The sequence below is a fragment of the Paenibacillus sp. NPDC057967 genome (assembly GCF_042887015.1).
In the GTDB taxonomy this organism is placed as follows: Bacteria; Bacillota; Bacilli; order Paenibacillales; family Paenibacillaceae; genus Pristimantibacillus.
In genome coordinates this window covers 234,012-250,292 of record NZ_JBHVQB010000004.1, presented here as the reverse complement: position 1 = coordinate 250,292, position 16,281 = coordinate 234,012, and the positions used below count along the sequence as shown (strand labels likewise).

12 protein-coding genes are annotated in these 16,281 nt (G+C 53.0%); all 12 read left to right on the top strand.

Translation table 11 applies throughout. The features are described 5' to 3' along the window. The first annotated feature begins 192 nt into the window (after positions 1 to 192). On the top strand, positions 193 to 3,573 hold the full coding sequence (gene metH / locus ACFVSO_RS11515; protein WP_387474259.1) for a methionine synthase: 3,381 nt from the start codon (positions 193 to 195) through the stop codon (positions 3,571 to 3,573). Positions 3,574 to 3,682: 109 nt separating this feature from the next. Continuing rightward, entirely contained in the window at positions 3,683 to 4,621 is a 939-nt protein-coding gene (gene rnz / locus ACFVSO_RS11510) for a ribonuclease Z (RefSeq protein WP_387473399.1), read from the top strand. 141 nt (positions 4,622 to 4,762) lie between these two features. Further along, on the top strand, positions 4,763 to 7,045 hold the full coding sequence (locus tag ACFVSO_RS11505) for a DEAD/DEAH box helicase (protein ID WP_387473397.1): 2,283 nt from the start codon (positions 4,763 to 4,765) through the stop codon (positions 7,043 to 7,045). After that, positions 7,042 to 8,352, top strand: a complete 1,311-nt coding sequence (locus tag ACFVSO_RS11500) for a ribonuclease H-like domain-containing protein (protein ID WP_387473394.1) — start codon at positions 7,042 to 7,044, stop codon at positions 8,350 to 8,352. Before ACFVSO_RS11505 ends, ACFVSO_RS11500 begins: the two co-directional genes overlap by 4 nt. After that, positions 8,349 to 9,191 carry a TIGR01457 family HAD-type hydrolase gene (locus ACFVSO_RS11495; protein ID WP_387473392.1) on the top strand — a complete coding sequence of 281 codons (843 nt, stop codon included), beginning with the start codon at positions 8,349 to 8,351 and terminating at the stop codon, positions 9,189 to 9,191. The genes ACFVSO_RS11500 and ACFVSO_RS11495 overlap by 4 nt, the downstream gene beginning before the upstream one ends. Next, complete coding sequence (locus ACFVSO_RS11490; RefSeq protein WP_387473390.1) at positions 9,192 to 10,010, top strand: Fpg/Nei family DNA glycosylase; 819 nt, start codon at positions 9,192 to 9,194, stop codon at positions 10,008 to 10,010. Positions 10,011 to 10,052: 42 nt separating this feature from the next. Next, positions 10,053 to 10,394 (top strand): cyclic-phosphate processing receiver domain-containing protein, encoded by a 342-nt coding sequence (locus ACFVSO_RS11485; protein WP_387473388.1) that lies wholly within the window; start codon positions 10,053 to 10,055, stop codon positions 10,392 to 10,394. A 50-nt stretch (positions 10,395 to 10,444) separates the two neighbouring features. After that, on the top strand, positions 10,445 to 11,464 hold the full coding sequence (locus tag ACFVSO_RS11480; RefSeq protein WP_387473385.1) for an SAM-dependent methyltransferase: 1,020 nt from the start codon (positions 10,445 to 10,447) through the stop codon (positions 11,462 to 11,464). 168 nt (positions 11,465 to 11,632) lie between these two features. Then, complete coding sequence (locus tag ACFVSO_RS11475) at positions 11,633 to 13,255, top strand: serine/threonine protein kinase (RefSeq protein WP_387473382.1); 1,623 nt, start codon at positions 11,633 to 11,635, stop codon at positions 13,253 to 13,255. Positions 13,256 to 13,332: 77 nt separating this feature from the next. Further along, the gene (locus ACFVSO_RS11470; RefSeq protein WP_387473380.1) at positions 13,333 to 14,031 is read left to right on the top strand and encodes a response regulator transcription factor; all 699 of its coding nucleotides are present in this window, start codon (positions 13,333 to 13,335) and stop codon (positions 14,029 to 14,031) included. Next, positions 14,028 to 15,392, top strand: a complete 1,365-nt coding sequence (locus tag ACFVSO_RS11465) for a sensor histidine kinase (RefSeq protein ID WP_387473378.1) — start codon at positions 14,028 to 14,030, stop codon at positions 15,390 to 15,392. The genes ACFVSO_RS11470 and ACFVSO_RS11465 overlap by 4 nt, the downstream gene beginning before the upstream one ends. Positions 15,393 to 15,414: 22 nt before the next feature. After that, positions 15,415 to 16,275, top strand: coding sequence for a carbon-nitrogen hydrolase family protein (locus ACFVSO_RS11460; RefSeq protein WP_387473375.1), 861 nt, complete (start codon positions 15,415 to 15,417; stop codon positions 16,273 to 16,275). Positions 16,276 to 16,281 lie beyond the last annotated feature (6 nt).

The window sequence follows — 16,281 nt, the reverse complement described above, 5'->3', positions numbered from 1 at the left end:
TCTTTTCCAATAGAAATTAAATGATATAATGATTATAATTCAAATCAAAGCGATTGTCGATGGAAGTTCCTTTTCAGTATAAGGTGATTCTGTTAAACTATTTGGTAATGATTTTGGGAAGGGTGTAGCACATTGTCGAGACAGAAATTAGAACAATTGCTCAAGGAGCGTATCCTCATTCTGGATGGCGCAATGGGCACCATGATTCAGCAAGCGAATTTGACAGAAGACGATTTCGGTGGCGCAGAGCTGGATGGCTGTAACGAAATGCTCGTGCTGACGAGACCTGATGTCATTTCATTAATACATGAGCAATACCTGGAAGCAGGGGCCGATATTCTGGAGACCAATACGTTTGGCGCTACCAGTGTGGTTCTGGCCGATTACGACATCCCGGAGAAGGCGCGCGAGATTAATCTGGCGGCTGCCAAGCTGGCGCGCGAAGCGGCTGACAAATACAGCACGCCCGAGAAGCCCAGATTTGTAGCGGGCGCGCTTGGTCCGACGACCAAGACATTGTCTGTAACGGGCGGCGTAACGTTCGACGAGCTGGTCGACAGCTACTATGAACAAGCGCTGGCGCTCATCGAAGCTGATGTAGACGCGCTTTTGCTTGAGACATCCCAAGACACCCTGAACGTGAAAGCCGGCAGCATAGGCATTCGCAATGCCTTCGAGACGCTCGGCCGTGAATTGCCGATCATGATTTCCGGCACGATTGAGCCGATGGGGACGACGCTTGCCGGCCAGTCGATTGAATCCTTCTATATTTCACTCGAGCACTTGAAGCCGATCTCTATTGGTCTGAACTGTGCGACGGGTCCCGAATTTATGCGCGATCATATTCGGACGCTTAGCGACATTGCAAGCGCAGCAGTAAGCTGTTATCCGAATGCCGGCTTGCCGGATGAGAACGGCAACTATCACGAATCGCCGGAATCTCTTGCGATGAAGATGGCTGCATTTGCAGAGCAAGGCTGGCTGAACATTGCGGGCGGCTGCTGCGGCACAACGCCTGAGCATATCCGTGCAATGTCAGAAACGATGGCGAAGTTTGCCCCTAGAACGAAGCTTGGCGAGCATTCCGACGCAGTCTCCGGCATCGATACTGTATTTATCGAAGCGGATAATCGTCCTATTATGATTGGTGAGCGAACCAATATCTCCGGGTCACGCAAGTTCAAGCGGCTTATTAAGGAAGAGAAGTTCGACGAAGCATCCGAGATCGCCAGATCACAGGTAAAAGGCGGGGCGCATGTCATTGACATCAACCTGCAGGATACCGATATTGACGAGGCGTATGCGGTGCATAACTTCCTGCCGCAAGTCGCGAAGAAGATCAAAGCACCGCTCATGCTCGATTCCACCTATGATCATATTATTGAGCTGGGCCTAAAATATTCGCAAGGCAAGGCGATTATTAACTCCATCAACCTGGAGGATGGCGAATCGAAGTTTGAGAAAATCATTCCGTTGATCCACCGCTATGGCGCTGCAGTCGTCATGATCCTGATCGATGAGCGGGGCCAGGCTGTATCTCGCGAAGCGAAGCTGGAAGTAGCGGAACGCTCCTACAACTTGCTGGTGGAGAAATACGGTCTTAATCCTGCGGATATTATTTTCGACCCGAACATGTTCCCGGTCGGCTCCGGCGATCCGCAATATATCGGCTCAGCGGTTGAGACGCTGGAAGGCATTCGCATGATCAAGGAGAAGTATCCGAAGACGAAAACAATTCTGGGTCTCAGCAACATCTCCTTCGGCTTACCGGATGCGGGACGCGAGGTGCTTAACTCGGTCTACCTGTATCATGCGACCAAAGCGGGTTTGGATTATGCAATCGTGAATACGGAGAAGCTGGAGAGGTACGCTTCTATTCCAGAGGAAGAGCGCAAGCTGGCTGAGGAGTTAATCTACAACACGAATGACGATACGCTTGCCGCGTTTGTCGCCGCCTTCCGCCATAAAAAGGTTGAGAAGAAAGAGAAGATTTCAAACCTGACACTGGAGGAGCGTTTGGGCTCATACGTCGTGGAAGGAACGAAGGAAGGCTTGATCCCGGATCTGGACGAAGCGCTTAAGAAATACGCGCCGCTTGAAGTTATTAACGGACCGCTCATGAGAGGGATGGAAGAGGTCGGCCGGCTGTTCAACAATAACGAGCTGATCGTAGCAGAGGTTCTGCAGAGTGCAGAAGTGATGAAGGCATCGGTGACTCATCTGGAGCAGTTCATGGAGAAGTCGGAATCGTCGGTCAAGGGCAAGATCATTCTGGCTACGGTCAAAGGCGACGTGCATGATATCGGCAAAAACCTGGTCGAGATCATCCTCTCCAACAACGGTTATAAAATCATTAATCTCGGCATTAAGGTACCGCCTGAGCAATTGATCGAAGCGTACCGCAACGAAAAGGCGGATGCGATCGGATTATCCGGGCTGCTCGTGAAATCAGCACAGCAAATGGTCATTACAGCGCAAGACTTGCGGACTGCTGGCATAGATGCTCCGATTCTCGTCGGCGGCGCTGCACTTACGCGGAAATTCACCAAGACAAGAATTGGCCCGGAGTATGACGGTCTTGTCCTGTATGCGAAGGATGCGATGGACGGACTGGATATTGCCAATAAGCTAATGGACCCTGCGCATCGGGAGAAGCTGGAGGAAGAGCTTGCAGCGTTCAAGGCCGCAGGGGCAGCATTGGAAGAAGAAGTGAAGCCTATGCCACAGCTGACGCGTGCCGTCCGCTCCAAGATTGATCCCAATGCCCCCGTATTCGCGCCGCCGGATTTGGAACGTCACATTATGAGAGATGTGCCTATTCCTCATATTGTGCCTTACGTCAATATGCAGATGCTGCTGGGCCATCACCTTGGGCTGAAGGGCACCGTTGAGAAGCTGCTTGCCGAGGGCAATGAGAAGGCGCTGCATTTGAAGGAAACCGTGGATGACATCTTGAAGGAAGGCAGTGCAGAGGGGTATTTGAAAGCCAACGCTATGTATCGCTTCTTCCCGGCTCAATCTTCAGGCAATGATGTTATCATCTATGACCCTGAGCAGCCTGGCAAGGAGATCAAGCGATTCACCTTCCCTCGTCAGCATGTGGAGCCTTATCTCTGCTTGGCGGACTTCTTGAAGTCGGTCGACAGTGGTGTGATGGATTATGTGGGCTTCCTCGTCGTAACAGCGGGACAGGGCATTCGCGATCTGGCCAACGATTGGAAGGACAAAGGCGACTATTTACGCTCCCATGCCCTTCAATCCGTTGCGCTGGAGGTGGCGGAAGGCTTGGCTGAGCGTATCCATCACCGGATGCGTGATCTATGCGGCTATCCTGATCCGCCGGAGATGACGATGAAGCAGCGCCACGGAGCGCGATATAAGGGCATTCGAGTATCCTTCGGTTATCCGGCCTGTCCGAATCTGGAGGATCAAGGCCCGCTCTTCGAGCTGATGAAGCCGGAAGATATTGGCGTAGAGCTGACTGAAGGTTTTATGATGGAACCGGAAGCATCCGTATCTGCGATGGTATTCGCCCATCCGGAAGCGCAATACTTCAACGTCGAGAAGGTATAACCTGATCAAGTACGAGCCTTTCGTATTCGGATTCCGCAATCCGAGGGCGAAGGGCTCCTTTCTCATTAAAGATCGGTCTATAAAATGCGAATAAAGCGAGGGCTGAACGATGAAAATGTGGTTTCTGGGTACAGGGGCCGGAAGGCCGAACAAGCATCGCAATGTAACTGCCATCGCGCTTCAGCTGCCTGAGCCGGAGACGGGGTGGTGGCTGATCGATTGCGGAGAAGCGACGCAGCATCAGCTGATGCATGTGCCGCTTAAGCTGAGCAAGCTGGAGAAGATCTTTATAACTCATCTTCATGGGGACCATCTGTACGGACTGCCGGGGTTGCTTAGCAGCAGATCGTTCGACGGCGGCGTGACGCCGCTGACCATGTTTGGACCAATCGGGCTAAAGTCTTATATAGACACCGTCTTTTCGCTAACGGCGACTGTACTGGATTACGAGCTCATCATACATGAGCTGGAGGAGCAGCAGGCGTTCATCTATGAGGATGGCCGTTTCCGGGTGGAGACAGGTCCACTTGTCCATCGCGTGCCTTGTCTTGGTTACCGGGTGGAGGAGCGCGATGCGCCGGGACCGCTCATGGCCGATAAATTGCGCGCGCTGGGTGTTAAATCCGGGCCGCTGTTCGGCAAGCTTAAGGCCGGACACCCGATTACGCTGGAGGATGGCACGATCATTACGCCGGATGCCGTTACCGACGGTGTTCTGCGAGGCAGAATCGTAACGGTGCTTGGAGATACAAGCCCTTGCGAGATGGCAGAAAGACTCAGCCTTCATGCCGATCTCATTGTGCACGAGGCGACCTTCGCCGCAGGACTGGAAGAGAAGGCGCATGAATTCGGCCATTGCACAACGGTAGAGGCAGCACAGACAGCGCTTAAAGCCGGGGCCAAAAAGGTCGCCATGACACATTTCAGCGGCAGATACAACAATGAAGAGCTGTCCAAGCTCGTAGAGGAAGCTGCGGCTGTATTCCCGCATGTGATTGCCGCTACCGACCTTAGCATGGTGGAGATTCCACGTGTGCATGAGCGGTGAGGCCAGCGGAAAGGCCAACGTCCTGAAAATGACATTGCCGCGCGAACATGTATTCTGTACAATAAAGATCGAATCTACGAATAAACGATCTTGATCATCTACATAGAAGACAAGCTAGGCTTTGGCAGAGGAGTGAAGGCAATGAATCGATGGACGGGGAGAGCGGCGAATCTGGAGGAATGGCTCGGGCAGCTTAAGGCGAACGAGTCAGTCATGGAAAACGTGACGCATTGGCGCACCTTGCCTCCGCGTGAGGCGAAGTTCGCGCCGCTGCCGGATGATCTGCATCCCGCATGGCGGGAAGCGCTCAGGAAGCGCGGAATCGAGAAGCTCTATTCTCATCAAGCGGCTGCATACGAGGCAGTAGGAAGAGGCAGTCATGTCGTGGCCGTGACGCCGACAGCTTCAGGCAAGACGTTATGCTATAACTTGCCGGTCGTGCAGAGCCTGCTCCAGCAGGAGGAAGGCCGGGCGCTCTACTTATTCCCTACGAAGGCGCTTGCTCAGGATCAGGTGGCGGAGCTGCAAGTGCTGGCCGACCTGATGGACAGCGGGATCAAAACCCATACCTATGACGGAGATACGCCTCCGACGGTACGATCGGCAATCCGCAACAGCGGCCATATTGTCGTCACGAACCCTGATATGCTGCACTCCGCGATTCTGCCCCATCATACCAAGTGGGTCAAGCTGTTTGAGAATATCAAATATATTGTGATTGACGAGGTGCACGCCTACCGCGGCATATTTGGCAGCCACGTTGCCAACGTGATTCGGCGTCTGAAGCGGATCTGCCGATTCTATGGCTCGAATCCGCAGTTCATATGCGCATCCGCAACCATTGATAATCCGAAAGAGCATGCGGAGCGATTGATCGGCGAGCGAGTCGAGCTTGTGGACAATAATGGCGCGCCAATGGGCGAAAAGCATTTTGTGCTTTACAATCCGCCCGTTGTCATCAAACAGCTTGGCATCCGCCGCAGCAGCGTGCTGGAGACGCAGAAGCTTGCGGCTATGCTGCTGAAGCAAGGCGTACAGACGATTGTATTCGCCAGAAGCCGCGTGCGCGTGGAACTGCTGCTTACTTACTTGCAAGAGCTCATCCGCGATAAGCTGGACGGCAAGACGATTAGAGGATATCGTGGCGGCTACTTGCCTAAGCTCCGGCGCGAGATTGAGAAAGGGCTTCGCACGGGGGAAATTCGCGGCGTAGTCAGCACGAACGCGCTGGAGCTGGGGATTGATATCGGTCAGCTGCAAGCCTGCGTCCTGAATGGCTATCCAGGCACCATCGCAAGCACCTGGCAGCAATCCGGCCGAGCTGGACGGAGGATGGAAAGCTCAGTAACATTCCTCGTGGCGAGCAGCAATCCCTTGGATCAATACATGATCCAGAATCCGGATTTTTTCTTCGCTCATCCGCCCGAGCGGGCGCTGATCCATCCGGACAATTTGCTCGTGCTGATCGATCATGTCAAGTGTGCGGCCTATGAGCTGCCATTCCGCGAGGGCGAGACGTTCGGGTCGGAATCACTGGCGGATATGATGGAATTTCTGGTGGAAGAGAAGGTGCTTCACAAGGCGGGCGACCGCTGGTTCTGGATGGAGCAATCATTCCCCGCGCACAATATTTCACTTCGTTCCGCTGCGCAGGAGAACTTTGTTATCGTCGACATGACCAATGACAACCGGGTGCTTGGTGAAGTGGATCGTTTCAGTGCGCCTACACTTATTCATGAGGAAGCCATCTACATACATGAAGGGGTTCAGTTCCAGGTCGAGAAGCTCGATTACCCGGAGAAAAAAGCATTCGTGCGCCAGGTAGATGTTGACTATTATACGGATGCCAATCTGGCGGTCGAGCTGAAAGTTCTACATGTAGACAAAGAAAAGCAAACCGGGGACCTGCTCCGGCAATACGGTGAAGTAACGGTTAATGCCAAAGCGACGATTTTCAAAAAAATTCGCCTGCGCACCCATGAGAATATCGGATCGGGTCCGATCCATCTCCCGGAGGAGGAGCTGCATACGAGCGGCTATTGGTTCTCGTTCAGCGAAGAAGCGGCAGCGCGCAAGAGCAAAAACGAAATGCAATTCGCTCTGCTCGGCATTGCGAATGTGCTGGTCCATATCGCGCCGCTCTATCTGATGTGCGATCCGTTCGACATACGCGTCGTACCGCAGGTGAAGGCGGTGCATACACAGCGTCCTACAATTTACTTCTACGATCGTTACCCCGGCGGCGTCGGCCTAAGCGAGCGTTTGTACGAGGTGCATGATGAATTGCTCAACCATGCCAAGTCGATGATCATATCCTGCGGCTGTCTCAGCGGCTGTCCCGCTTGCGTCGGCCCGATCGAAGAGGTAGGGCTGCTAGGCAAGCAGCAAGCGCTGGAGCTGCTCCAGGAAGCAGGAGCGCTATGAGCGGCCTGCGTGACCGGATGAACCGGTTAAGGGCGACGTCAGGAGAAACACAGACCGTGGATGACGATGCGACAGTTCCTGCGCAAACGTCGCCTGCTCCGAATGAGGCAGATGACGGGGAGCAGCTGCATCCGGGCTGGTCTGCTTTCGGGGTGGTCCTTCGCCACAATGAAGCCGGCTCTTATTTGATTAGAAGAACGGTCTATCCGCTTGATCATCGCCATGGTACACATGTCGTCGGCGAACTGAGGGAGGCGGCTTCCGGCTTGTCATCCTTCCACCCCAATGCTGGCGAACCAGCGCCCGATTCCATCCTTTATCTGGATTTGGAGACGACGGGGCTAGGCGTCGGAACGGGGAATGTTCCGTTTATGGTCGGAATCGGCTATATGAGCGGCGACTCGTTCATCATTGAACAGACACTGATCCGACATCCCGCCGAGGAGTTTGCCATGCTGTCGGATTTGCAGAAAAAGCTTCGCAATTATACGTATCTCGCCACATATAATGGTAAAACTTTCGATTGGCCGCTGGTGCAGAATCGCATGATCATGAATGCGATCAGGTTTGCGGATTATGCTCCGCTTCATCTTGATTTCTTACATCCTTCGCGCTCGATATGGCGGAATACGCTCGCTTCGTGCAAGCTTAGTCATATTGAAGAGGAGCGGCTTGGCATTACACGAACGGATGACGTACCTGGCTCCCTGGCCCCGCAGCTATATTTTCAATATTTGGCAGATGGGGACCCGGCTCCGCTGGAGGGTGTATTCCGTCATAATGAAAGCGATCTCTTGTCGCTCGCTTGCTTGTCGATCCGTTTCGGCTGGCTGCTTCAGGAACAGATCTTCAGACGAATTCCGTACCCGACGGAAGCAGAAGAATTAGTCCGTACCGGGTTATGGCTGAATCGCATGGGATTGGGCGGATTGCCGGAGATCTTGTTCGAGCGGGCCATGCAGCATGAGGGGGCTGCTCCGTCATCGCTTCTCATGCTGGCAGCAAGCGATAAGAAGGCTGGAAATTGGGGGCGGGCTGTGTTATTGTGGCAGAAAGCCATTGTGCAAGCCGGAGCCCAGTCGCATGAGGATGTGATTGATGCCTGTATTGAGCTTGCGATGTATTATGAACACCGTACGAAGGATCTGGAATCGGCGCTGGCTTTTGCCCTGCGAGCTCTGGAGAGGCATGAGCGGCTTACGCTCTTCGGACAGCGCAATCGCAAGCATCAGTCGGAGCAGGACAGCCTTCGCAATCGGGCAGCCAGGCTGCGGCGCAAGCAAGGCAGAAGAGGGATGGAATCATGAGTAAATCGAACGACCGCTTGCGCGGACTGTTAATCGATCTGGACGGGACGCTGTATCAGGGTTCCAATCGAATCGATGGGGCGGATCGCCTTATCGCATATATTAATAAGGTTAAATTACCTTATCAATACGTAACGAACAATTCATCAGTATCGGCGGAAGAGGTAGCTGAACGATTGTCGGCGATGGGCATACCCGCGCAGGCTTCGGATGTATGCACCTCCGCTCAGGCTGCTGCGGGCTATATTGCCGATCAGGCACCAGGAGCTTCCGTCTTCGTGATTGGGGAGAGCGGCTTGCGAAGCTCGCTTCAGGAAGCCGGCTGCCGCTTGACGGAAGACGAACAGCCTGACTATGTCGTACAAGGAATTGACCGGACCATGAGCTATGAGCGAATGGCCAGAGCGGTTCGATACATACGGGCTGGCGCGAGATATGTGATGACCAATCCCGATCTGCTGCTTCCCTCCGCTGACGGGCTTATTCCGGGAGCTGGTTCCATTGGGGCGATGCTGCAGGCGGCGAGCGGGGAGAGACCCGTAGTCATCGGCAAGCCTTCCTCCATTCTGATGGACTATTCATTAAGGCGGCTTGGTGTTCCACATTCGGAAACCTGGGTCATTGGGGACAATATAGCGACGGATATAGCAGCTGGTCATGCCGCAGGATGCAAGGCAGTGCTAGTCCTTACGGGCTTGACTCATAACGATAATTTGGAACAATATGCGGCAGCTGCCGGTTGCAGGCCAGACCGAATATGCAATACTTTGGATGATTTGAGATACGAAATTGCAAGCAATCTAAGTGCAAACAGCATGTGCAGGGAGGATAAAGCCTAGATGCAGGAACTGCCGGAGTTGGAGATCTACCGGGCTATACTTGCTGAACGTTATGCAGGCGCCCAAATAACAGCAATGACCATCCATCAGCATGGTATGGATGAGGCCGCTCAGAGAGAGCTCAGCGGTCATGTAGTGGGGACGACCATCTGGTTCGTCGAACGGAGAGCGCAGCATCTTGTTTTCCATCTGGACAATGGCAAGCGGCTTCTTATGAAAATCTCTAGTGATGCTTATGTTTATTGCGGAACCGGCGACAGGGAGCAGGATGCGAAAGCTTCCTTGACCATTTCCCTTGGGGAGCGTTATGTAACCTTCTACGGTCTGCAAGCGGAGGACATCAAGCTGATGTCTGTAAAAGGGCTGGAGGAGTATATGAGAGGGCGCGGCATCGACCCGCTAGACAAACGGCTGACGCTATCTCGCTTCGTGGAGCGCTTCGCCAAGAAGAGAAGCACGCTCAGGACAGCGCTGTTGGATGAAGGGCTGATCTCCGGGATCGGTCCAGTCTATGCGGATGAAATCGCCTTCGCGGCAAGGCTTCGTCCCGATGCGAAGCTTCAATCGCTGGATGCCGAAGCATGGGAGAGACTGTATCAAGCGATGGGCAGCGTGCTCCGCGATGCAATCTCCCATGGCGGCGCTGGAGAGAAGCCGTTATTCGAAGGTGATTTGCTGACGGGCGGATTCGCGGAGCGCTTCCAGGTCTACAAGCGTGAAGGCCAGGCCTGTACAAGATGCGGAGGAACGGTTCAGAAGCTGACAGCAGGCAACCGGAAAGCGTTCGCTTGTACGGGATGTCAGGAAATAACTGAATAATGCTGTATTTATTATCGTGAGCAAATCGGATGGAGGGTCTGAATGATCCACGTATATCTGGATGACTTCCGCAAATGTCCTCAAGGATTCGTGCTTGCCAAGACAGCAGAGGAATGCAATCTGCTCATTGACGGAGAGTCAATCGATATCCTGTCATTGGACTACGACTTAGGCTGGGGCCAACCTACGGGGTATGAAGTCGTGCATCACCTGATTCAATCCGGCAAATATCCACGTCGCATTTATTTGCATACGTCCAGCGCTCCTGGAAAGCAGCAGATGTATCATGCGCTAACAGAGCATGTGCCAGAGGATGTTCAGTTATTTGGCGGCCCCATGCCACAGCGGCTGCTGGACGAAATATCAGAGGCATCGCGTCGTTAGCGCTTAAGATACTGCTACTATTACATCATAATGAAAGAGGCTTAGCCATCGTGAGTCAATGGATCGGAACAGCGAATCAAACCTATGCTCCTTATGCAATGGAGGAGCTTCGAAGACTAATTCCGGGGGCAAGCTTCACTCAGCTTGCCGCAGGAGAGGTGTTCCTTATGAATTGCGCCATGGAGCAAGCTGAAGCTCTCGCGGCTATTCATCGGGACGAGCCTATCTTCCTCCGTCATATCCAACCGGTCGACCGGATCATGGATATTGATGGGAGCGCGTCTGATTTGCAGGGCTTAGCGGACATGATCCGCAACGCCCGTCTTGCCTTTGAAGAGAAGCGGACCGCTGTACATATTCGTAGAAATGCAAATACATCCTTCCATTATACGGCTTCCGATACAAAGGCGCTGCTTGATGCAGTTCTGGAGGAGTTGGATGCGGAGCCTGTCGTACAGCAGCCGGAGATGATTATTTCCGTATATGCGGCAGGGGACAAGCTGTATGTTGGCTTCGCCACACCGGAAGACATGCTGTCGGATTGGCCGGGGGGAGCCGTACGGTTCCAGCGCGAAGAGGGACAAGTATCCAGAGCCAAGTTCAAGCTGCTTGAAGCGGAGAGAGCATTCGGGTTACAGTACATGGATTACCGGCAAGCACTGGATGTCGGAGCGGCGCCGGGGGGCTGGACTTCCTTGCTGCTGGAACGCGGACTGCGTGTTACGGCCATTGATCCCGCGGATATGCATCCGTCGCTGCTGGCAAGCCCAGCGCTCACGCATATCAAGCGCAATGCGTCCGAAGCTAAGCTTCCCAAGCGCGCATTTGATCTGCTCGTCTGCGATATGAGCTGGAGTCCAATGCTGATGAGCAAGCTTGTCCTGGATTTAAAGGGAGCGCTGGCTCCCGGAGCAACAGCGATCGTAACCGTCAAGCTGATGCACCGTAAGCCGCTGCAGACCATACGGGAAGTGAAAGAGCGGCTAGGCACGGCTTTTACCGTGCTGAAGGCCAAGCAGCTTTTCCACAATAGAGAAGAGATTACCTTGCATCTTCGCATCAAGGAGTAGCTAAGGCGGCGTTCGCGTCACCGGTACTATTCGCAAGGATCGCAACTATGTTATAATGATGGCATTATCAACCATATAAGAAATGGGAAAGCATCCCGAAAAACACCTGCCGTGCGCAGGTGATTTCGTGATGCTTTTTTTCGTTTGGGAGAAGAAGGAGACTGACAGATGATGAACAATCAAGCAGGAAGCGAACTTTTGAGGAATGGAACAATTGTCGAAGACCGTTACCGCGTCATTCGCGTCATTGGACAAGGAGGCATGGGAGTCGTCTACGCGGTAGAGGATCTGAAGCTTGGAGGCACAGTGCGCGCGATGAAAATAACATCAGGCAGCATCGGGTCAGGCATCTACTCGGAAGAAGCCCATACGCTAATGAAACTGAGTCATCCCTACTTGCCGCTCATAACCGACTATTTCCCGCCGCAGGATGGGACGTGTAGAGAAGTGCTGATCATGGATTATGTGGATGGCAATACGATTGCCAGTATGCTGAATCAATCCATGAGCGGCTTTACGTTTCCTGAGCTGATTCATATCGGTCTGCAGTTATGCTCGGCGCTGGTCTACCTGCATACACGTCCATCTGCTATTATACATCGCGACTTGAAACCGTCTAATGTGATGATTGATCGTAAAGGGAACATTAAGCTGATCGATTTCGGCATATCGAGAAGATATAAGGAAGGACAGTACGACGATACGGTGAAGCTCGGCACGCTTGGTTTTGCAGCACCGGAGCAGCGGGACGGGAGGCAAAGTGACGTACGGACGGACATCTATGGTCTTGGTGCGTTACTGTATTACATCGCATCAAACGGCGTCCGGATGTACGACGGTGAGTCCAGTGGTTACCGGTCGATCATCCCCCAATTGCCAAAGGATTACCCTGCATCGTTCGGTACGGTGCTGGAGAGAATGCTGCAGCTCAATCCGGTGCATCGCTACCAGACTATGCAGGAAGTGGAGCAAGCATTAAAAGCCTTTACTTCTCAGGCAGTACTGAAGGATGACGGTCCCAAACGCTGGGATACGCATATGAACAGGCTGAAGCCGGCGCTTGTCAGCGTCATCTCCATGTCGCCTGGGGCGGGGGCTACCATGCTGTCCATCACCTTATCCATGATGCTCGGACGGCGAGGCTGCTCCGTGACGGCTGCGGAATATTACGGCGTGCAGCCGGAGTGGATCGAATTGCTGCCCGCAAGATCCAAGAAGGACCCCAACGAGGAAGATGGGATGATCAGCTATACGGAGTTTTATAATCGAAGAAAGAAGGACAGCAATGCGATCCACTGGTGCGTGGTCCCGTCGCATCATTTGTCGCAGAACGGGCATGACTCCAGATTGTTTGAGCAAAAGCTGAGACAGTTTGGCAGCGAGATCAACATCATTGATTTCTCCAGCAAATGGCATGAGCCCGATGCGCTATATTGGCTGATGGAATCGATGCATGTCATTGCCGTCGGCGATCCCTATATCGCGAAGTGGCAAGTTGATCATGTGCAGCGGCTGATTGAGCTTGGAGAGAAGCTGAAGGACAGCGGCGGCACGCTGCATTGGGTTGCCAACAAAGATGTGCGGTTCCGTGCCAGGACGGAATGGCTGTCGCTTTTCCCGGGTCGTCCGGTTTGCGTGATTCCGCTGTTGCCGCAAGATGCGGTATTGAATGCATTGTGGAGCAATAAGTGGATGACGGAAAATACGGTGCTGGACTATCGGTTAGGCAAGGCCATGACTCCGCTATGCGACAAGCTGACCCAGCATCTGGACCAAAACGGGAATAGCTAGTTCTCTTGCAATTGGACATATCCTTCTTTATGATGATAATATTGTTGGGATTCTAACAAGAAGGAAGGTCCAAACTCATGAATGAACGCATACTTGTCGTTGAAGATGAAGCGGGGATCGCCCGCATATTGCAGTTAGAGCTTGAACACGAAGGCTATACGGTAGGTGTAGCCGATGACGGGCGCAAAGGCTACGAGATGGCGTCCTCTGGTGAATGGCAGCTAGTGCTGCTGGATGTAATGCTACCGGAGATGAGCGGTATTGAAGTGCTTCGCCTGATCCGGCAAGCCGGCAATCCTGTTCCTATTATATTGCTTACAGCAAGAGATACGGTTCCTGATAAGGTAAGCGGCTTCGAGCATGGAGCAAATGATTACATTACGAAGCCATTTGCGGTCGAGGAGCTGCTGGCGCGCGTGAGAAACATTCTGCGCATCTTCCAGCAGTATCCGAAGGAAGCGGAGGGCTCCGATCTGATTAAGCTCGGCGATCTGACAATTGAGCTGCGCACGCGCAAAGTATTCCGGAAGGATCTGCTGATCGAGCTGACGCCTCGTGAATTCGAGTTGCTCGTCTATCTGGTGGAGAACCGCAATGAAGAGAAGTCTCGTGAGGATATCCTATCCGAAGTATGGGGCTACGACTTTATTGGGGAGACCAACCTTGTTGACGTCTATATCCGTTATTTGCGCCAAAAGCTGGACAAGGGCTATCGCCATAAGCTGATTCATACCGTACGCGGCGTTGGCTATATGATAAAGGAGCCGGATGCATGACGCTGCGTAAACGGTTTACGCTTTTTACGATTTTTTGGCTTATATTAATTCTGATCTTCTTTAATATATTCGTCTACTTCTATGTCATCAAAATTACGACAGAGAGCGAAGAAGAGGTCATCTCGACCAAGGTCAATCTGATGCTGGAAAATCCGCGAATCCAGAGCGGCCGGGGGCTAAGCTCCCCGGAACTGCTGGAGGAGTACAGCAGTATGAACGAGATGGTCCGTATCATTGCGCCCAATAACCGGGTGTTGAGTATTACGGGTATGGCCACGCATACGGCACTCTTGGAAATCCCGGCGGAGTTCAAGCCCTATCATGATTCCGGCATGATTACGAGAGGCGGAGAGAGAATCATCTTCATGCAGGTGCCGCTCTTCGAGAATGGCAAAGTAATCGCCATGCTGGAAGTGATGCGCATTCTGGATGAACTGGATGATTATTTGCAGGTGCTGGTCGCAGCGCTCAGCGTAACGAGCGGCGGCGCTATTCTATTCGCGATCTTCGGTACGTATTGGTTCACCTCGAGGCTGACCGCGCCGATTCAACAGATGGTCAATACGATGCGCGAGATCGACCGGAGCGGCAAGCTTCGCCAGATCGATATGGGCAACCGTGAGGAGTCCGCTGAGCTTCAGCAGTTGATCCGGGCCTTCAATCAAATGATCGAGCGGCTTGACCGCACCTTTGCGAGGCAGAAGCAATTCGTTGCGGACGCTTCGCATGAGTTGAAGACGCCGCTTACGGTCATCAGCAGCTATGCGGGCATGCTGAAGCGATGGGGAAGGGATGACGAGAGCGTGCGCGACGAGGCGATTGAAGCAATCGCCAAGGAGGCGACACGGCTGCAAAACCTGACCAAGTCGATGCTTACGCTCGCCGAAGCGGAGCAGGAAGACTGGCTGAGGCTGGAGATGTTCGATGTAGTGCAGGTGGTCGATGAGCTTGCGACGATGATGCAAACGACATTCCAACGACCGATTCGCGTGAAGGCGCTGTCTAGAGTTGTCCGCATGATGGGGGACAAGGACAAAATCCGTCAGTTGCTTGTCATTCTGCTGGACAATGCGATCAAGTATTCCAAGGAACCGATTGATATCTCGATCACGCTCATGAAGAACATTGTGAAGATCGAAGTGAAGGATAAAGGCATGGGCATACCGGAGAAGGAGATTCCGCACTTATTCGAACGCTTCTACCGTGTAGACGGCGCCAGAAGCCGCACGACGGGCGGTGTTGGTCTTGGCCTCTCGATTGCCAAGCGGATTGTCGATCTGCATGAAGGCAAAATCGACGTCTTCAGCTTGCCAGAGCTGGGCACAACCATTACGCTTCAGTTCAAGCAGCGCAAATTATGATTAGATCAGGGGGAGTCCTTCTATGAAGTATCGTGTAGCGGCGGTGCAATACAAACTTGCCGACATCCAGAGTTTCCAGCAATTCGAAGAGCAAGTTACCCACTATGTCAGGAATGCGTCAGAATACGGCGTACAGTTCCTGCTCTTCCCTGAGTTTATGACGACGCAGCTTCTATCTATTGGTGATGATCAGGGCGAAGCGCTTCCGATCGGCAGACTGCCTGATTTTACGGAAGATTACAAACGGTTATTTGCCGATCTGGCCAAGTCCTACGGCATGTATATCATCGGGGGTACCCATGTAGTCGAAGTGAAGGACGGAAAGAGACGCAATGCTGCGCATCTGTTCCATCCCGATGGCCGAATCGATGTTCAACACAAGATTCATCTGACACCTACAGAGGTAGAGGAATGGGATATGTCCCCGGGTGATGGAGTCGAGGTATTCCAGACGCCGTTCGGGACGATTGCGATGCTCACTTGCTATGATATCGAATTTCCGGAGATCGTTCGGATGGCAAGAGCGAAGGGCGCGGATGTTATCTTCTGCCCTTCCTGTACGGATGACCGTCACGGCTTCCACCGCGTTCGCTATTGCTGCCATGCGAGAACGATCGAGAATCAGATTTATGTGGTGACGACAGGGACAGTGGGTGCTCTTCGCAAGGTCGACTTTATGCGTGCCAACTACGGTCAAGCCGCTATTCTCGCACCGAACGATATTCCGTTCCCTCCTGCAGGGATTATAGCGGAAGGCGTCATCAACGATGATATGCTCGTTGTAGGCGATCTTGATCTATCGCTGTTAGAGGAAGTTAGAAAGAACGGCTCTGTCATGACCTGGAGAGACAGAAGATCGGATCTGTATCCGGACTGGAGCTAAGGCGGG

Coding starts and splice junctions, on each gene's coding strand:
- ACFVSO_RS11460 (WP_387473375.1), top strand. CDS start 15,415: ATGAAGTATCGTGTAGCGGCGGTGCAATACAAACTTGCCGACATCCAG.
- ACFVSO_RS11485 (WP_387473388.1), top strand. CDS start 10,053: ATGATCCACGTATATCTGGATGACTTCCGCAAATGTCCTCAAGGATTC.
- ACFVSO_RS11490 (WP_387473390.1), top strand. CDS start 9,192: ATGCAGGAACTGCCGGAGTTGGAGATCTACCGGGCTATACTTGCTGAA.
- metH (WP_387474259.1), top strand. CDS start 193: ATGGGCACCATGATTCAGCAAGCGAATTTGACAGAAGACGATTTCGGT.
- ACFVSO_RS11465 (WP_387473378.1), top strand. CDS start 14,028: ATGACGCTGCGTAAACGGTTTACGCTTTTTACGATTTTTTGGCTTATA.
- ACFVSO_RS11505 (WP_387473397.1), top strand. CDS start 4,763: ATGAATCGATGGACGGGGAGAGCGGCGAATCTGGAGGAATGGCTCGGG.
- ACFVSO_RS11470 (WP_387473380.1), top strand. CDS start 13,333: ATGAATGAACGCATACTTGTCGTTGAAGATGAAGCGGGGATCGCCCGC.
- rnz (WP_387473399.1), top strand. CDS start 3,683: ATGAAAATGTGGTTTCTGGGTACAGGGGCCGGAAGGCCGAACAAGCAT.
- ACFVSO_RS11495 (WP_387473392.1), top strand. CDS start 8,349: ATGAGTAAATCGAACGACCGCTTGCGCGGACTGTTAATCGATCTGGAC.
- ACFVSO_RS11475 (WP_387473382.1), top strand. CDS start 11,633: ATGATGAACAATCAAGCAGGAAGCGAACTTTTGAGGAATGGAACAATT.
- ACFVSO_RS11500 (WP_387473394.1), top strand. CDS start 7,042: ATGAGCGGCCTGCGTGACCGGATGAACCGGTTAAGGGCGACGTCAGGA.